Here is a 16,877-nt window from a genome sequence, read left to right as displayed (position 1 = left end):
GTCCGGAGGCGATCGTGCGCGCGAGCGAATACTGCTTCATCACGACCTGGCGCATCGAAGCGCCGCTTCAATCGGTGTGGGACGCCATTCACGATCCGGCCGCGTGGCCGCAATGGTGGAGCTGCGTCGAGCGCGTGATCGAAGTCGAAGCCGGCGCGGACGATGGCGTCGGCGCGCTGCATCGCTATACGTGGAAAGGACGCTTGCCGTATCGCGTGCGCTTCGACATGCGCGTGGCGCGCGTCGAGCCGTTCGCCTTGCTGGAAGGCGAAGCGAGCGGCGATGTCGAAGGCCGCGGACGCTGGCGGTTTTCATCGCACGACAGCGTCACCACCGTGCGATACGAATGGCGCGTTCGCACCGGCCGCGGCTGGATGAACCTCCTCGCGCCCATCGCGCGCCCGATCTTCAAGTGGAATCACGATTACGTGATGCAGCAGGGCGGCGAGGCGCTCGCGAAGCGGCTCGATGCGCGGCTCGTGAGCATCGATCATCGTGCGCCGAACAGCTGAGACACGACGCCGCGCAACCAGCGGTTCCCTGCTTCGTGGTGATAGCGCGCATGCCAGTGCTGACGCACGGCGAATCCATCGACGGGAATCGGGCACGTGTGCACGGCAAGATCGTTGACGCGCGCGAGCGTCTCGCCGATATGACGCGGCAGCGTGGCGATCAGATCCGTCGTCTGGATGATTGCGCCCAATCCGAGAAACCCTGGTAACTCCAGCACCACGCGCCGCTCCACCTGCTCGCGCGCAAGCGCCTGATCCAGCAATTGCGCGCCCGTTCCCGCCGCAATCGTCACATGTCCTTCCGCGCGATATTGCTTCGCGCTCAGCTTCGCGCGCAAGCGCGGATGGTGCCGGTTCGACAGGCACACCCAATCCTGCTCGTACAACTGCTGCTGATAGATGCCGCCGCCGAGCCATGGCACGTAGCCGATCGCGAGATCGGCCTCGCCCGACTCCAGCGCGCGTTCGGTATTGCCGTCGATGCGCGCGGCTTCCAGACGAATGCCCGGCGCCTGAGCGCGCATATGCGCGAGCAAACGCGGAAGCAGCGTGACGTGACTCGCGTCCGTCATGCAGATGCGAAAGCGCCGCTGCGCGGTAGCCGGATCGAAGGCGATCTCCCACGCGGAAAAACGCCGCAGCGACTCGAGGATTTCGCGGCATGCGCCGATCAGCGCGTCGGCTTGCGGCGTAGGCGCCATGCCGCCGGGCGTGCGGATGAAGAGCGGATCCTGCAAGTGCTCGCGCAAGCGTCCGAGCCAGATGCTGATGGTCGGCTGGCTCTGGCCGAGCTGCTCCGCGACGCGCGTGACGCTCCGCACATCGTAAAGCAGATCAAAAAGCTGCAGCAGCTTGATGTCGGGAAGTTCGGTCGTGTTCATGGCGCGCCCATTATTGCCTATTGCAATGGCGTCATTGTACGCATTGCATTGTCGAAATGAGGCCGTACCCGTATCTTGGTCTCCATCTCAAGGAGACGCCATTGAAGATCGCAATATTGGGCGCGGGCGCGCTGGGCTGCGCCATCGGCGCCGCGCTGACCGAAGCCGGAAACGAAGTCTGGCTGCTGAATCGCGCGGCGGGCCATGTGCAAGCCATGCGCCGCGACGGCCTCCGGGTCGACGATGCCAACGGTTCGAGAATCGTCGCCGTGCGTGCGGCGCAGCAGGCCGACGAAGCGGGCCCGGTCGATCTCGTCATCGTGCTGGTCAAATCGTTTCACACGGAATCGGCGATGCGCGGCGCGCTCGCGCTGGTCGGTCCTGAAACGGTCGTGCTTTCGCTGCAAAACGGCCTGGGACATGAGGATGTGCTCGCCGATATCGTCGGACGTGAACGCGTGCTGGCGGGCAAGACCTATGTCGGCGGAGTGCTGCTCGAACCGGGACACATTCAGTCGGGCGTGTACGGAAAGGCGACCTACATCGGCGAGCTCGATGGCCGCGTCACGCAACGCGCGAACGACATCGCGCGCGTCTTCAACGACGCGGGGCTGATCACCACGGTCAGCGGCAACATCGTCGGCACGATGTGGGACAAGCTGCTCGTCAATGTCGCGACCGGCGCGCTGACGGGTCTCACCGGCCTCACCTACGGGCAGCTCTATCGCGAGCCGCTCCTCAAGGCCACCGCGCTCGCCGCAGTCGAGGAAGCGATGACGGTCGCGCGGGCCGCCGGCGTCGCGCTCGCGACGCGCGCTCCGGAAGACGCATGGACGCTCGCCGCCGACGGCCTGCCGCCCTCCTTCAAGACCTCGATGCTGCAGAGCCTGGAAAAAGGCTCCGTCACCGAAATCGACTTCATCAACGGCTCGGTCGTGCGCTGGGGCCAGCGTCACGGCGTGCCGACTCCCGTCAACGCGACGCTCGTGTCCTGCATCAAGGGCCTCGAGCGCGCGATGGCCGACCGGCAAAACAAGGAGACAGCCGCATGAGCACACCGAAGGCCTATCTGGAACATGTCGCCATCTGGGTGAAGGACATCCACTGGCACATTCGATTTTTCGAGGACGTGCTCGGCATGACGATGCGCGAAATCGACGGCACGCGCGAAGCGCCGCGCCAGTACTGGACGTTCGGCGGCATGCAGTTCATCCACGATCCGCAATACGAAGCGCCCGAAGGACGCCTCGCGCATCTCGGCGTGATGTGCGAGGACCTCGAGGCGGCGTTGAGCGCCGCGCATCGCTACGGCGTGAGCGAGTTGCCGCAGGGACGCAACTGGCTGCGTCTGCCCGATGGCCTCGCCATCGAATTCATTCAGGCCAGACCCGCGGCGTGTGTCGCGCGGGCGCTGGCCATCGACCCGCGCGCGGAGGCGTGAACATGACGATCATCGAGAAGTACTGGGACGACGCCCGTGAAGGCGACGAGTGCGTGAGCCCGACCTATACCGTGACCCGGGCGCGCATCCTCGCCTATGCGGAGTTGACCGGCGACCACACGCCTGTGCACGTCGACGAGGAGTACGCCAACGCGAGCCATTTCGGCTCGATCGTCGCGCATGGACTGTTCGGCCTGTCGATCGCCGATGGCCTCAAGACGCAGAGCGACTATCGCTTCGTGCCGGGCATGTCGCTCGGCTGGACGTGGGACTTCCTTCTGCCGATCAAGGTGAACGACGTGCTGCACGTCAAATTCCGCGTGGGCTCGATGCGCGCGAGCAAGAGCCGTCCCGGCTGGGGCATCGTCGTGCTGCCGTCGGAGCTGATCAACCAGAACGGCGAGACCGTTCATCGCGGCGAGCATCGACTGATGGTGCCGCGCCGTCCGGGAGCGTTCTGATGCAGGCACGGCCACTTGAAGGCATACGCGTCGTCGACTACAGCCACTTTCTCGCGGGTCCGTACGTGGGCCGCTGTCTCGCCGCGCTCGGCGCCGAAGTCATCAAGGTCGAGCGGCCCGGCAGCGGCGATGCCGGACGCCAGCACGCGACCGTTCTCGACGACGAACAAAGCGGCTACTTCCTCCAGCTCAACATGGGCAAGCGCGGCGTGAGCGTCGACATGAAAGACCCGCGCGGCAAGGACTTCATGCAGCGTCTGTGCGATTCCGCGGATGTGTTCATCGAGAACTACCGGCCCGGCGCGCTGACGAAGCTCGGGCTCGGCTATGAGGCGCTTTGCGCGCGCAATCCGCGGCTCGTCTACTGCTCGATTTCGGCATACGGGCACAGCGGACCGGATGCGCATCGCGCGGGCTTCGGTCTCATCGCGGAAGCAAAGAGCGGCATCATGCAGATGATCGGCACGCCCGGCGAGCGCCCCCCGCTGCTGCGCATCTCGCTCGGCGACATGTATACGGGCATTCACGCGGTGGCGGCCATCAACGCGGCGCTCCTCGGTCGCGAGAAGAGCGGCCGGGGCCAGCATATCGACATGGCGCTCTACGACACGCTCGTATCGATGCACGAATATGCGGTGCAGTGCTACACGATGCAGGGCGTGCTGCCCGAGCAGACGGGTCACGACATGCCCACGTCCACGCTCTACGGCGTGTTCCGCGCGGCCGACGGCGATCTCGTGATCGCCGCGCAAGTCGACGATGCCTGGAAGCGCTTCGCCGCTTTGATCGAGTCGCACGGCGGACCGCAAGGCTTCGCCGCCGACCCGCGCTTTCACAGCCTCGACGGACGCAATGCGAATCGCACGGAGATTCTTTCCGTCGTCGAGCCTTGGGTCGCGAGCCGTTCGGTCGCGCAGGTTCTGGATTTGCTCGATGGCATCGACGTGCCGTGCGCGAAGGTGCAGCGCATCGACGAAGTCCTCGCGGATCCGCAGATCGCCGCGCGCGGCATGGTGATCGAGCAGGAGCATCCGCGCTATGGCAAGTTGCGCTTGCCCAACCTGCCCTTCCGTTTCTCCGACTGCGACACGACCATCCGCGAAGTTGCGCCCGATCTGGGCCAGCACAACGCCGATATCGCGAGCACCCTCGGCTTCACCGCCGCCGAGATCGACGCGATGCAAGCCGCGGGGGTGCTCTATTCGAAGCGAGGCCATCATGACTGACCGCTACGCCGTGATCGGAAATCCGATCGGACACACGAAATCGCCCCTGATTCACGGGCTTTTTGCGGAAGCGACGCATCAGGACATCGCGTACGAAGCCATCGAGGCACCGCGCGAGGGCTTTGCGCAAACCGTGCGCGCGTTCATCGCGAGCGGGGCGAAGGGCATCAACATCACCGCGCCCTTCAAGCTCGAAGCCTTTGCAATGGCCGACGAGCGCAGCGAGCGCGCCACGCTCGCGGGCGCGGCCAATGCGCTCAGGTTCGAGAGCGGCCGCATCGTGGCCGAGAACTTCGATGGCGTGGGCCTGCTGCGCGATATCGAAGTGAATCTGAACATGCCGCTTGCGGGCAAGCGCGTGCTCATGCTCGGCGCGGGCGGTGCAGCGCGTGGCGCGTTGCTGCCGTTTCTTGCGGCGCGGCCAGCGGAAATGGTCATCGCGAACCGGGATGTCGCCAAGGCCAGGACCCTGGTGTCGCAAGTGAAGGCGTCCGTACCCCTCAGCGCCCGCGGCTATGCCGATCTCGAAGCAATGGGCAGTTTCGATCTCGTCGTCAACGCGACATCGGCGAGCCTGACCGGCGAACTTCCGCCCGTCGCGCCTGGCGTCTTCAGCCCGCAAGGCACGGCATACGAGCTTGCCTATGGCAAGCGGCTCACGCCTTTTCTGCGTCTCGCGCGCAATGCCGGTGTGCTCGGCGTGGCGGATGGCGTCGGCATGCTGGTCGAACAGGCGGCCGAAGCCTTCGCATGGTGGCGCGGCGTGCGGCCCGATACGCGCCCGGTGATCGACCGTCTCACGGTGCCGCTCGAGTGAATGCCTGAGGAATACGCATATGACGAAGAAAGTCCTGATGCTGCATGGAGTGAATCACAACATGTTCGGCAAGCGCGATCCGGTGCAGTACGGCACGATCACGCTCGCGCAAATCGATGAGCGCTTGCAGGCGCTTGCCGCCGAGCTCGGCGTGACGCTCGATTCGTTCCAGACGAACAGCGAAGGCGCGATGTGCGAACGCATTCATCGCGCCTTCGAGGATCGGCGGGACGCGGTGCTCATCAATGCCGGCGCGTGGACGCATTACAGCTACGGCATTCGCGATGCGCTCGCGATACTCGAATGTCCGATTGTCGAGATCCATATGTCGAACATTCACGCGCGCGAGGCATTTCGGCGTCACTCGGTCTTTGCCGAGGTCGTGCAGGGGCAGATATGCGGATTTGGCGTCGAAAGTTATTTGTTGGGTTTGCGTGCGGCGGTGGCGGACTGCTAAGTCTCGCATAAGGTTCGCAGGCTACGATCGCCGTAATCCTCGTCGTCCGCGAACCGCCGCATGCATACACTTGAAGCGTTCAACCGCGCGTTGTTTCTTTCGATCAACGCGACGCCCGCGACACCGCGATGGCAGATCGAAACCGCATTGACCATCGCGAATGACTTCATCTATCTGATTCCGGTTTTGCTCGCCTTGCTATGGCTGTTCGGCGATGGCCGCCAGCGAGCCGCCGCCGTTCGTGCTTGTTGCGTCGCGCTGCTGGCGCTCGGGTTCAATCAATTGATCGGCATGGTCTGGATGCATCCGCGGCCGTTCATGATCGGTCTGGGCCACACGTTCACAGAGCACGTGCCGGACCCCTCCTTTCCCAGCGATCACGCGACGGTGTTCGCGAGCATCGCGCTGACGTTCCTGCTCGCAGGGCTCCGGCGCAGCGGTGTGCTGGTTGCACTCGCGGGTGTGCTCATCGCATGGGCGCGTGTGCGCATTGGCGTGCATTTTCCGTTCGACATGATCGGCGCCGTCGGCGTTGCCTGCGTGGCCTATGTGCTTATCGAGCCGCTCTGGGTTCGAGCAGGCGATGCGTTGATGCGCATATTGATCGCGCTCTATCGCAAGCTCCTTGCGTGGCCGATCGACCGCGGCTGGCTCGCGCCATGAGAGCCCCGGTTATCAAGCCCATCCTTCCAGGCGCAGCGTCGAACGCACGAGCCGCTCCTCCTCCTGCTCGATCTCGGCGAGACTCTCGCGCACGCTCTTGATGTGCTGGCCCGCCGCGCGGCGCGCCTGCTCCGGCAGCCTGCCCGTCACCGCGTTGTAGAGCCGCGCGTGCTGCCGGTCGATTACGCGCTTCTGCGGCTCGCGGTGATAGAGATTGTTCACCGACGCGAACACCGAACTCAGCATCAGATCGTTCAACATGCCGAGCGTGTGCACCAGCACCGGATTGTGCGACGCCTCGCAGATCGCCAGATGGAAGGCGTGATCGAGCCGGGCATGCGTCGATGCGTCGGTTTCGTGCGAATCGGCGGCGACGAGCTCTTCGTAGCGCCGCCGGATCATGATGTGATCGGCCGCCGTGCCGCGCAGCGCGGCGAGGCGCGCCGCCTCCGCTTCCAGCATCTCGCGCACTTCCAGCAGGTCATAGAGCGTGCGCGGTTGTGATCCGAGCAGATGCATCATCGGCGATTGCGCGGGTTCGGCCGTCAGCCTGGCGACGACGGAGCCCTTGCCTTGCGCGGTTTCGATCAGGCCCCTGGCCCGCAGGACTTTCAGTCCTTCGCGCAATGCGGTGCGCGACACGCCGAGCTTATCCGTCAGCCGCCGCTCGGACGGAAGCGTCTGCCCCACCTTGAGCACGCCGTCGACGATCAACGCCTCGATGCGCTCGACGACTACGTCCGCCAGTTTCCGCTTGCTCTCTTCCGCCTCTTTCATCACGGTCACCACTGGTATTACCACCATTGGATGGTAGCACGCCGAGAATCGATTCGCTTCCGTCCGACGCGCTTCTATCCGCTTTCAGCGCACATTGATCGAACGAGCGCGTCCAAAAAACTGGTAATACCAGCTGGAAAATCATCGACACGGCCGGCCCGACCCGGAAGAATCGCAGAAAAACACACGTGGGCACGATTCCGCGCCCCACCGGAGACACCGCATGACCTACGCCTACGACGAAAAGCTCGACGGTCCCCTGCGCGATCACGACAAGGCCGCGATCGTGCGCGACCTGCAGGCGCTGCTTCCCGAGCTTCAGCTTCTGCATTCGAAAGAGGACCTGCGGCCCTTCGAATGCGACGGGCTTTCCGCCTATCGCATCACGCCGATGCTCGTCGCCCTGCCCGGCACCATCGACGAAGTTCAGGCGCTCCTGAAATATGCGAATGCGCATGGCGTGCCGGTGGTCGCGCGCGGCGCGGGCACCGGTCTTTCCGGCGGCGCCCTGCCGCTAGAAAAGGGCATCCTGCTCGTGATGTCGCGCTTCAACCGCATCCTCGAAATCGATCCCGAGGCATGCATCGCACGCGTGCAGCCGGGCGTGCGCAATCTCGCGATCTCGCAGGCCGCCGCACCCCACGGGCTGTACTACGCACCCGATCCCTCGTCGCAGATCGCATGCTCGATCGGCGGCAATGTCGCGGAGAACGCGGGCGGCGTGCATTGCCTCAAGTACGGGCTCACGGTGCACAACATACTTCGCGTGGAGATCGTCACGATCGACGGCGAGCGCCTCACGCTCGGCTCCGAAGCGCTCGACTCGCCCGGCTTCGATCTGCTCGCGCTCATCACCGGATCGGAAGGCATGCTGGGCGTCGTGGTCGAAGTGACCGTCAAGCTCCTGACCAGGCCGCAAAGCGCGAAAGTGCTGCTCGCCAGTTTCGACGACATCGAGAAAGCCGGCGATGCGGTCGGGCAAATCATCGCGGCGGGGGTGATTCCCGGCGGCCTCGAAATGATGGACAACCTCGCGATCCGCGCCGCCGAGGACTTCATTCACGCGGGCTATCCCGTGGACGCCGAGGCGCTGCTCCTGTGCGAAGTCGACGGCGCGGAATCCGACGTCGAAGAAGACTGCGCGCGCGTCGAAGCGCTCCTTCGCAGCGCAGGCGCGACCGATATCCGCCTCGCCGTGAACGAAGCGGAACGGCAACGCTTCTGGGCGGGCCGCAAGAACGCGTTTCCCGCCGTGGGCCGCATCTCGCCGGACTACTACTGCATGGACGGGACGATTCCGCGGCGCGAGCTGTCGCGCGTGTTGCGCGGCATCGCGAACCTCTCGGAGCAATACGGGCTGCGCGTCGCCAACGTGTTCCACGCGGGCGACGGCAACATGCATCCGCTGATTCTCTTCGACGCCAACGCGCCCGGCGAAATGGACCGCGCCGAAGCGATCGGCGCGCGCATCCTGGAGTTGTGTGTCGCGGTGGGCGGCAGCATCACGGGCGAACATGGCGTCGGCCGCGAGAAGATCAACCAGATGTGCGCGCAGTTCAACGGCGACGAGCTGACCTTCTTTCATGCCGTCAAGGCCGCATTCGATCCCTCGGGTTTGCTGAACCCCGGCAAGAACGTGCCGACGCTGCATCGCTGCGCGGAGTTCGGCGCGATGCACGTGCATCACGGCGCGTTGCCTCATCCCGAACTGGAGCGCTTCTGATGCGACGCGACCTCATCTCCCTCGACGATAGCGCGCGCCTCGTCGATCAAGTGCAAGGCGCAATCGCGCGCAAGCAGCCGTTGCGCATTCGCGGCGGCGACAGCAAGGCGTTTCTCGGCAGGCTCGTCGAAGGCGAGGCGATCGACACGCGCTCGCATCGCGGCGTCGTGAGCTATGACCCGAGCGAGCTTGTCATCACCGCGCGTGCCGGTACGCCGCTCGCCGAGCTGAACGCGTTGCTCGACGAAGCCGGTCAGATGCTGCCCTGTGAACCGCCGGCCTGCGGCGAATCGGCGACGATCGGCGGGGTGGTCGCGACGGGTCTCTCGGGTCCGCGCCGTCCCTGGGCTGGCTCGGTACGCGATTTCCTCCTGGGCTGCCGCATCGTCACCGGCGAAGGCAAGCACCTGCGCTTCGGCGGCCAGGTGATGAAGAACGTCGCGGGCTACGACGTGTCGCGTCTGATGAGCGGCAGCTTCGGCTGTCTCGGGCTCCTCACCGAAGTCTCGCTGAAGGTGCTTCCGAAGCCGCGCGAAACGATGAGCGTCACACTCGAACTGGAAGCGAGCGAAGCGATGCGCGAGCTTTCGTCATGGCGAAGGGCCGCGTTGCCCGTCAGCGCCGCATGTCATATCGATGGCCGCCTGCACGTGCGTCTGGAAGGCGGTACCGGCTCGGTGCATGCAGCGTCGGATCGCATCGGCGGCGAGCATCTCGAGGAGACGTTCTGGGCCGAATTGCGCGAACGGCGTCTCGCCTTCTTCGACGATGAGCGCCCGCTCTGGCGTCTGTCCCTCCCCAACAGCGCGCCTCTCGTCGATCTGCCCGGCGCGGTCATGCTCGACTGGGCCGGCGCGCAACGCTGGCTCAAGAGCGATGCGAGCGCGGCGACCATTCGCGGCATCGCGAGCGCGGCGGGCGGTCATGCGACGTGCTTCACGCCGAATGTCACGGCCGATCCGTTCCATCCGCTCGCGGCGCCGCTCATGCGCTTTCACCAGCAGCTCAAGCAACGCCTCGATCCGCACGGTGTGTTCAATCCGGGCCGGATGTACGCCGATTACTGACGCCACCGATACGCACAAGCCATGCAAACGAATCTCAGCGACGAAGCCAGGACGCTCGCGCGCGCAAAGGAAGCCGAAGACATTCTGCGTTCGTGCGTGCATTGCGGGTTCTGCAACGCCACCTGCCCGACCTACCAGTTGTTGGGCAACGAGCTCGACGGCCCGCGTGGGCGCATCTATCTCATCAAGCAGATGCTGGAAGGCGAGCCGGTCACCGAGAAGACGCAGTTGCACCTCGACCGCTGCCTGACATGCCGCAATTGCGAAACGACGTGCCCTTCCGGCGTCACTTATCACGCGCTGCTCGATATCGGCAGGGCGGAACTGGAGCGCCGCGTGCAGCGCCCCGCCGGCGAACGCATGCTGCGCAACGGCTTGCGCCGGGTCATTCCACGCCCCGCCGTATTCGACGCGCTTCTGAAGGCGGGTCGTCTCGCGCGCCCCGTTTTGCCGGCCGCGCTGCGGCAGAAAATTCCCGCACGCCCGATAGCGGCCAAGGCGAGGCCGCCCGCGCGCCACGCGCGCCGTGTGCTGATGCTCGAAGGCTGCGTGCAGCCCTCCTTGTCGCCGAATACGAATGCGGCGGCCGCGCGGGTACTGGACCGGCTCGGCATCAGCGTGAGCGATGCGCCGCAGGCCGGATGCTGCGGCGCGACCGATTACCATCTGAACGCGCAGGAGGCCGGGCTCATGCGCGCGCGGCGCAACATCGACGCCTGGTGGCCCGCCATCGAAGCTGGCGCGGAGGCCATCGTGCAGACCGCGAGCGGTTGCGGTGCGTTCGTCAAGGAATACGGCCATTTGCTGCGCGACGATCCGCGGTATGCCCGCAAGGCCGCGCGCGTGAGCGAACTGGCGCGCGATCTCGTCGAAGTGATTCAGGCCGAGCCGCTCGATGCACTCGGATCCGCCGAACGACGCCGCATCGCGTTTCATTGCCCCTGCACGCTTCAGCATGCGCAAAAGCTCGGCGGCGCGGTGGAGGCGATTCTGACGAGGCTCGGCTACGACCTCGCCCCGGTGCCCGACGCGCATCTGTGCTGCGGCTCCGCGGGCACGTATTCCATCACGCAGCCGGCGCTATCGACGCAATTGCGCGACCGCAAGATGGATGCGCTCGAAAGCGGCGCGCCCGAGCTGATCGTCACGGCGAATATCGGCTGTCAGACGCATCTCGCGGGCGCTGGACGCACGGGCGTGCGGCACTGGATCGAACTGGTGGAAGAGGCGCTGCAATGAGTCGATCGCGCTCCGGCGCCTCGTACCATTCCGGATGGGACGCCTTCAGTGATGCGCCCTCGCCTTCGCCGCGGCGTTGATGCCGCCCGCGATGAACTCGCGCGCATGCTTCGCGAGATCCATGCCGTCGTCCCACAGGTTGCGCCAGATCGCCAGCGCATTGGACAACTGCTCGTTGACGACCGTCGACGAAAAGCTCTCGAAGGTCACGACGCCCTGATAATCGATCATCGCGAGCGCATGAAAGAACTGCGAAAAATCGATGGTGCCCGAGCCGAGATATCCGCGATTGCTCTCGCCGATATGCACGTAGCCAAGACGCTTGCCGCACTCCAGCACCGGCTGCATGAAGTCGGATTCCTCGATGTTCATGTGATACGTATCGAGATGAACGACGACATTCGGCGCGTTCACTTCGTCGATCAGCGCAAGCGCCTGAGATGCCGTGTTCAGCAGATTGCTCTCGTAACGATTGACCACTTCCAGCCCGAGCGTCACATTCTTCCTGAGCGCGAAATCGGCGATGTGACTGAGCGAATCCACCGCATTGCGACGGCCTTGCTTTGTGACGGGCGCGGAATATTTCGCCATCGCGCCGTACAGAATGCCGCCGAAGTAGCTTCCGCCGAGCTCCGCCGTGATCGTGATGCCTTCCTCGAGCAAGGCGACGCCGCGCGCGACCGTCGCTGCATCCTCGCTGGAGACGTCCGCATCGAATGTGAGACCGCGCGAGCAGCCGATATCCAGCTCGTGCTCCTGCAGCAGGTCACGCGTCAGCGCGAGGTCCATGACTTTCGGGCCGTGCAGGGACAGCTCGACCAGATCGAAACCGGCGGCCCTGGTCTGACTGATGACCTTGCGCGTCGATTCCGGCGTCAGGTCGCCGGCCCAGACCAGTGCATGTACGCCAAGCTTGTTCATCGTGTGACTCCCTCCGATGCGGTCACGCGCCTGCGGACCAGGGTTTTGGAAATGCCGTTGGCCCACGCCCAACGGATCAGCATCACGACCAGCAGGAAAACGCCCCACAGCGCGGTGGCGAGATGCTGGTTCGCGCCGAGCAGATTGAGCCCGGACGCGATGACCTGAAGAATCGCCAGCGCAATGACGACAGGCACCACGCGCCCGAAACCGCCGAACGGATCGACGCGGCCAAGGAAGCACGCAAGCACCGAGATGAGCAGGAACGCCTCGCCGTGACCCACGCGCACCGAGTTGAACTGGGCTGCCATCACCACGCCCGCGATACCGCACATCAACCCGGAAAGCATGTAGATGCGCGTGACGGCGCGCGTCGTCGCAATGCCGGAATAGCGCGTGGCTTCGAGATTCGATCCGATCATGCGTGTGGCGAAGCCGAGCCGCGAGCGCGTCATCACGACATGCCAGAGCGCCGCGCAGCCGATGAAGATCCAGAGCGGAATCGGCACGCCGATGAAAACGCCGTTGCCCATTTCGCGCACGAAAGGCGGGAATCCGGAGATGTCGCCTCCGCGCGTGAGGAATTCGCCCAGGCCGCGCAGGAAGATCATCATCGACAGGGAGACGAGAATCGGACTCGCGCCGGTTCGTGCGATGACGGCGCCCATCACCCAGCCGGCCGCAGCGCCCGTGGCCAACGCGGCAGCGATGCCGAGGAAGACGGCTCCCGCGCCCGCGTCGGCGCCGCCGTGCGTGTGCAGCACGTATGCCATCGCCAGCCCGGCGATATTGGCCGTGAAGGTCACCGCGAGGTTGAAGCCGCCGGAGATCAACGGCATCAGCATGGCCAGCGTGAAGAACCCCAGCTCGGGCAACTGGAAAGCCACCGACACGAACGTACTCGTCGAGAAGAAGCGGTCGGAGGCAAGACTCATGACCACGATCACGACGACGAGAAACCCGAGCAGTCCGGCGACGTCCGCGGGTATGAGCGGCTCGGACGAACGATGCGATGAGAGCGGTTTCATGACGAGGCCCTGGCGCCTTGCGACGCGAAGCGCGAACCGACGAGCTTGGCGAAGCCGCCGCTCGACAAGGTAATGGCGACGAGAATGATCGCGCCGATGATCATCTTGAACGCGTAGGGCGAAATGCCGAGCAGGTTCAGTCCGTTCGCGGTGATGGCGGTCAGCAGAATGCCGAGGATCGCGCCGAGAATCGTGCCGCGTCCGCCGCCGAGCCGCGCGCCACCGAGCACCACGGCGGCGAGCACGTCGAGCTCGCGACCATACAGCGCGTTGGGCACCACTTCCTGCACGTAGTGCGCCTGCATGAGGCCCGCGATGCCCGCCATCATGCCGAGCCAGCCGAACGCGACGTAATGCATCGCGCCGATGTTGACGCCCACGCGCCGCGCCGCCTCGGGGTTGTCGCCCATCGCGTAGAGCTGGCGGCCGGTGGTGGTGCGCCGGAGCAGGAACCAGGTCGCCGCGACCATCACGACCATCACGGCGACGGGCAGCGCGAGATTCGCGACGCCGCCCGCGGTATCGATATGCACGATCGACACCCGATCGACCCACCAGTCCGGCAGGTCGTAGATCGACACGCCACCGGTGAGAAGCATCAGGCCGCCGAAGAACACGTTGAACGTGGCGATCGTCACCACGATCGAAACGATCCGGAACCGGTAGATGATCGTCGCGTTGATGGCGCCGAGCAGAAACCCGAAGAACGCCGCCACGATGAAGCCCAGCGCCCAGTTGCCGCCGCCGAGCCGCATGACGGTCAACGCGGTCAGATACTGCGCCACCGATGCGCCGACCGCGAACGAGATGTCGATGCCGCCCGCGATCAGCACCACCAGCAGTCCCACGGCGAAGATGATGTTGACCGAGCTCTGATTGAGCAGATCGAACAGATTCGAAAGCGTCAGGAAGGTCGAGGTCGAAAGGCCGAGGCCGACGACCATCACGGCGATGACCAGGATCAGCAGCGCCTCGATCGAACCGATACCGAGTTTGCGAAGATCAGGCATGGACGTCTCGCTCGATGTGTTCCATGGTTGTCGCACCCGGCACGTACTCGCCGACGATACGGCCATTGCGCATATGCAGGATGCGGTCGGCGTTGAAATAGACCTCCGGGATCTCGTCGGAGATCAGCAGGATCGCCATGCCTTGCGCCGCGAGCTTGTGGATGATCGCGAAGATGCCGGCGCGGGCGCCTACGTCCACGCCGACCGTCGGCGAATCCAGAATCAGCAGCTTCGGGTTGGTCGCGAGCCATTTGGCGAGCACGATGCGTTGCTGGTTGCCGCCCGAGAGCGTCGACACCGCGTCGTCCGGCTTGCCGATCTTCACCGCGAGCTGTTGGATCCAGTCGTGGATCAACGCGTTGCGCTTGCGCGAAGAGATCAGATGCGTGGCGTCGAGGAGATCGTCGAGCACCGCGGCGACCGTGTTGTCTCCGATCGACTGCGGCTGCACGAGGCCGAGCTGAAGCCTATCCTCCGAGACATAGGCGATGCCCGCGCGAATCGCGTCGCGATTCGATCGAAGCACGATCTCCTTGCCATCGATGCGGATCGAACCCGCGCGCGGCCGGGTCATGCCGAACAGTGACAGCGCAAGCTCCGTGCGTCCCGCGCCGAGGCGTCCCGTGACGCCGAGAATCTCGCCCTTTCTGATCCGCAGTGAAACGTCGGCGTACTCGCGCCCGCGCGACAATCCCTGCACCTCCAGCACGACGGGAGCCGCCGCCAGGTTCGTGTCGCGGACTGCGTAGTCGAACGTCCGGCCCGTCATGAGCTCCGTCAGGCGGGTTTGCGTCATGCCTTCCGTGGGGAAGGTGCCGACATACTGACCATCGCGCAGGACGGTCACGCGGGTGCAGACCTCGAGCACTTCGGCGAGCCGATGACTGACGAACACCACGGCGATGCCATCCGCCGAAAGCCGGCGGACGATCTCGAGCAATGCCTCCGTCTCCGCATGGCTCAGCGAAGCGGTCGGCTCGTCCATGAACACGAGCCGCGCATCGCGAACCAGCGCCCGCGCGATGGCGACGATCTGCCGCTGCGCGATGGACAGCGAGCGCACCGGACGATTCAGGTCGATGACGACGCCCAGACGCTCGAGAATGCGGCGCGCCGCCTCTTTCATCTTCCCGTAGTTGACGAGGCGCGGACGCGCTCCGAGATTCTGCTCGAACGCGATGTTCTCGGCGACCGTCATCTCCGGGAACAGCGCGAGATCCTGCCAGATCACCTGAATGCCGAGCTCGCGCGCCTTCGCGGGATCGAGACCTTCGATGGACTCGCCGTCCATGAGCATCACCGCGCCGGGTTCCGGCTGATAGACGCCGTTGATGATCTTGATGATAGTGCTCTTGCCGCAGCCGTTCTCGCCCGCGAGGCAGAGGACTTCGCCGGGCATGACGTCGAACTTCACGGCTCGCAGCGCGTTGACGCCGCCGAAGACCTTGGAGATGTTCTCGAGCTCGAGCAAAGGAGTGCGGCCGGCGGCGGCGGCAACCGGCGCTTCGCTCGGGTCGCCTCGTTGCGAAGCGAGGCGACCGGTGGATGCTGCATGAACCATGGAGCGCTCCGATGCGACGTGTCGGTTCATCCGGCCGAGCACGGCTCCCGCCGCGCCCGGCCGCTCGTCAGATCGTTGGTCAGAGGCCCGTCTTGGCCAGATCGTCGACGGTCTTGGCGTTGAGATCGACCAGTTGATCGACGATCAGGTTGTGGCCGTCCGGATGCACGACGCCCAGACCCGGAATGTTCGTGCCGTCCTTGATCGGCTGGCCCTTGGCGACCATGGTGCCCAGCGTCACGAAGACTTCGCCGGCCTGCTCCGGATTCCACATGTAGCCGCCGGTCAGGACGCCGTCGTGAACGAGGCGCCTGCCCTGTCCTGGCGAGAACGGACCGAGCACCAGCACCTTGCCTTTCGCCTGCTTCTCCTGCACCGCGCGAGCCGCGCCGATCGGCCCCTGGCTGCCGAACGCGAGAATGGCCTTCAGGTCCGGATGCGCGCGCATCAGATCGAGCGCCGTCTTGCGCGAGGCGTCGACGTCCTCGGCGACGCCATAACGATCGCCGACGAGCGTCATTCCAGGGTAGTTGGCCTTGATGTAGGCGATGGCCGCATCCGCCCATGCGTTGTGCAGGGGAACGGTCAGCGAGCCGACGAAGACGGCGTATTCGCCCTTGCCGCCCAGGGCATCGCCGAGGCGCTTGGCGTACGCTTCGCCGAAGCCCTTGACGGAGGCGAGCTCGAAATCCCAATCGGTGTTCTTCTGCTTCGGCGACTCGTGCGTGATGACCTTGATGCCGGCCGCCCTGGCGCGCTGCAACACGGGCTCGAGCACTTCCGCATCGTTGGGCACGACGCCGATCACGTCGACCTTCTGCGCGATCAGATCCTCGATCGCGCGAACCTGGAGCGCGGGATCGGCGCTGGTCGGCCCGACCATGAACGCCTTGACGCCCAACTGGTCGGCGCGCTTCTTGATGCCGGCGTCCATCGCGTTGAACCATGGAATGCCGCCGATCTTGACGACGACACCGATGACGGGCTTGTCGGGCGACGCTGAGGCCAGGTTGACTGCCAGCGCGAATGCGGCGACGCCTGCACACAACGTGCGAATCAGTTTCTTGGACATGTCTCCTCCGGCGGACGCCCG

General features: G+C 65.1%; 18 protein-coding genes. 11 read left to right on the top strand and 7 right to left on the bottom strand.

What is annotated here, in order from left to right; genetic code table 11:
• Nucleotides 1–14 precede the first annotated feature (14 nt).
• A complete protein-coding gene (locus tag AWB83_RS20055) occupies nucleotides 15–512 on the top strand; it encodes an SRPBCC family protein (RefSeq protein WP_087047358.1) in 498 nt (165 codons plus the stop codon).
• Here AWB83_RS20055 and AWB83_RS20050 read toward each other — a convergent pair.
• Entirely contained in the window at nucleotides 491–1,393 is a 903-nt protein-coding gene (locus AWB83_RS20050) for a LysR family transcriptional regulator (protein WP_087047357.1), read from the bottom strand. The genes AWB83_RS20055 and AWB83_RS20050 overlap by 22 nt on opposite strands.
• A 101-nt stretch (nucleotides 1,394–1,494) precedes the next feature.
• Between AWB83_RS20050 and AWB83_RS20045 the strand changes: the two genes are divergently transcribed.
• From AWB83_RS20045 to AWB83_RS20015, 7 genes are read left to right on the top strand one after another with little or no spacing between them, the layout of a single operon-like run.
• On the top strand, nucleotides 1,495–2,445 hold the full coding sequence (locus AWB83_RS20045; protein ID WP_087047394.1) for a ketopantoate reductase family protein: 951 nt from the start codon (nucleotides 1,495–1,497) through the stop codon (nucleotides 2,443–2,445).
• Nucleotides 2,442–2,834 (top strand): VOC family protein, encoded by a 393-nt coding sequence (locus AWB83_RS20040; protein WP_087047356.1) that lies wholly within the window; start codon nucleotides 2,442–2,444, stop codon nucleotides 2,832–2,834. Before AWB83_RS20045 ends, AWB83_RS20040 begins: the two co-directional genes overlap by 4 nt.
• A gap of 2 nt (nucleotides 2,835–2,836) precedes the next feature.
• The gene (locus tag AWB83_RS20035) at nucleotides 2,837–3,295 is read left to right on the top strand and encodes a MaoC family dehydratase (protein ID WP_087047355.1); all 459 of its coding nucleotides are present in this window, start codon (nucleotides 2,837–2,839) and stop codon (nucleotides 3,293–3,295) included.
• Nucleotides 3,295–4,521, top strand: a complete 1,227-nt coding sequence (locus AWB83_RS20030) for a CaiB/BaiF CoA transferase family protein (protein ID WP_087047354.1) — start codon at nucleotides 3,295–3,297, stop codon at nucleotides 4,519–4,521. Before AWB83_RS20035 ends, AWB83_RS20030 begins: the two co-directional genes overlap by 1 nt.
• Complete coding sequence (aroE, locus tag AWB83_RS20025) at nucleotides 4,514–5,338, top strand: shikimate dehydrogenase (protein WP_087047353.1); 825 nt, start codon at nucleotides 4,514–4,516, stop codon at nucleotides 5,336–5,338. The genes AWB83_RS20030 and aroE overlap by 8 nt, the downstream gene beginning before the upstream one ends.
• Nucleotides 5,339–5,357: 19 nt before the next feature.
• Nucleotides 5,358–5,795 (top strand): type II 3-dehydroquinate dehydratase, encoded by a 438-nt coding sequence (gene aroQ / locus AWB83_RS20020; RefSeq protein WP_087047352.1) that lies wholly within the window; start codon nucleotides 5,358–5,360, stop codon nucleotides 5,793–5,795.
• A 60-nt stretch (nucleotides 5,796–5,855) separates the two neighbouring features.
• Nucleotides 5,856–6,458, top strand: coding sequence for a phosphatase PAP2 family protein (locus AWB83_RS20015; RefSeq protein ID WP_087047351.1), 603 nt, complete (start codon nucleotides 5,856–5,858; stop codon nucleotides 6,456–6,458).
• A gap of 12 nt (nucleotides 6,459–6,470) precedes the next feature.
• Here AWB83_RS20015 and glcC read toward each other — a convergent pair whose 3' ends face one another.
• Nucleotides 6,471–7,235, bottom strand: coding sequence for a transcriptional regulator GlcC (gene glcC, locus AWB83_RS20010; protein ID WP_087047393.1), 765 nt, complete (start codon nucleotides 7,233–7,235; stop codon nucleotides 6,471–6,473).
• A gap of 223 nt (nucleotides 7,236–7,458) precedes the next feature.
• Between glcC and glcD the strand changes: the two genes are divergently transcribed.
• Genes glcD through glcF form a run of 3 tightly spaced genes read left to right on the top strand, consistent with a single transcriptional unit; the run spans nucleotide 7,459 to nucleotide 11,264 of the window.
• Complete coding sequence (glcD, locus tag AWB83_RS20005) at nucleotides 7,459–8,958, top strand: glycolate oxidase subunit GlcD (protein WP_087047350.1); 1,500 nt, start codon at nucleotides 7,459–7,461, stop codon at nucleotides 8,956–8,958.
• Entirely contained in the window at nucleotides 8,958–10,025 is a 1,068-nt protein-coding gene (glcE, locus tag AWB83_RS20000) for a glycolate oxidase subunit GlcE (protein ID WP_087047349.1), read from the top strand. Before glcD ends, glcE begins: the two co-directional genes overlap by 1 nt.
• Nucleotides 10,026–10,046: 21 nt before the next feature.
• Nucleotides 10,047–11,264, top strand: coding sequence for a glycolate oxidase subunit GlcF (glcF, locus tag AWB83_RS19995; RefSeq protein ID WP_087047348.1), 1,218 nt, complete (start codon nucleotides 10,047–10,049; stop codon nucleotides 11,262–11,264).
• Between the two features lie 45 nt (nucleotides 11,265–11,309).
• On the opposite strand, the gene AWB83_RS19990 is transcribed toward glcF, so the two are convergent.
• The 5 genes from AWB83_RS19990 to AWB83_RS19970 form a co-directional block, all read right to left on the bottom strand.
• Nucleotides 11,310–12,185, bottom strand: a complete 876-nt coding sequence (locus tag AWB83_RS19990) for a sugar phosphate isomerase/epimerase family protein (RefSeq protein ID WP_087047347.1) — start codon at nucleotides 12,183–12,185, stop codon at nucleotides 11,310–11,312.
• Nucleotides 12,182–13,213: an ABC transporter permease gene (locus tag AWB83_RS19985; protein WP_087047346.1), complete on the bottom strand. Its 1,032-nt coding sequence runs from the start codon at nucleotides 13,211–13,213 to the stop codon at nucleotides 12,182–12,184. Before AWB83_RS19985 ends, AWB83_RS19990 begins: the two co-directional genes overlap by 4 nt.
• The gene (locus AWB83_RS19980; protein ID WP_087047345.1) at nucleotides 13,210–14,223 is read right to left on the bottom strand and encodes an ABC transporter permease; all 1,014 of its coding nucleotides are present in this window, start codon (nucleotides 14,221–14,223) and stop codon (nucleotides 13,210–13,212) included. The genes AWB83_RS19985 and AWB83_RS19980 overlap by 4 nt, the downstream gene beginning before the upstream one ends.
• Nucleotides 14,216–15,784, bottom strand: coding sequence for a sugar ABC transporter ATP-binding protein (locus AWB83_RS19975; protein WP_087047344.1), 1,569 nt, complete (start codon nucleotides 15,782–15,784; stop codon nucleotides 14,216–14,218). Before AWB83_RS19975 ends, AWB83_RS19980 begins: the two co-directional genes overlap by 8 nt.
• 79 nt (nucleotides 15,785–15,863) lie before the next feature.
• Entirely contained in the window at nucleotides 15,864–16,856 is a 993-nt protein-coding gene (locus tag AWB83_RS19970; protein WP_087047343.1) for a substrate-binding domain-containing protein, read from the bottom strand.
• Nucleotides 16,857–16,877 lie beyond the last annotated feature (21 nt).

This window comes from Caballeronia ptereochthonis, from assembly GCF_001545075.1.
Lineage (GTDB): Bacteria > Pseudomonadota > Gammaproteobacteria > Burkholderiales > Burkholderiaceae > Caballeronia > Caballeronia ptereochthonis.
The sequence above is the reverse complement of the archived record's forward strand: the minus strand, read 5'-3'. Positions and strand labels throughout refer to the sequence as shown.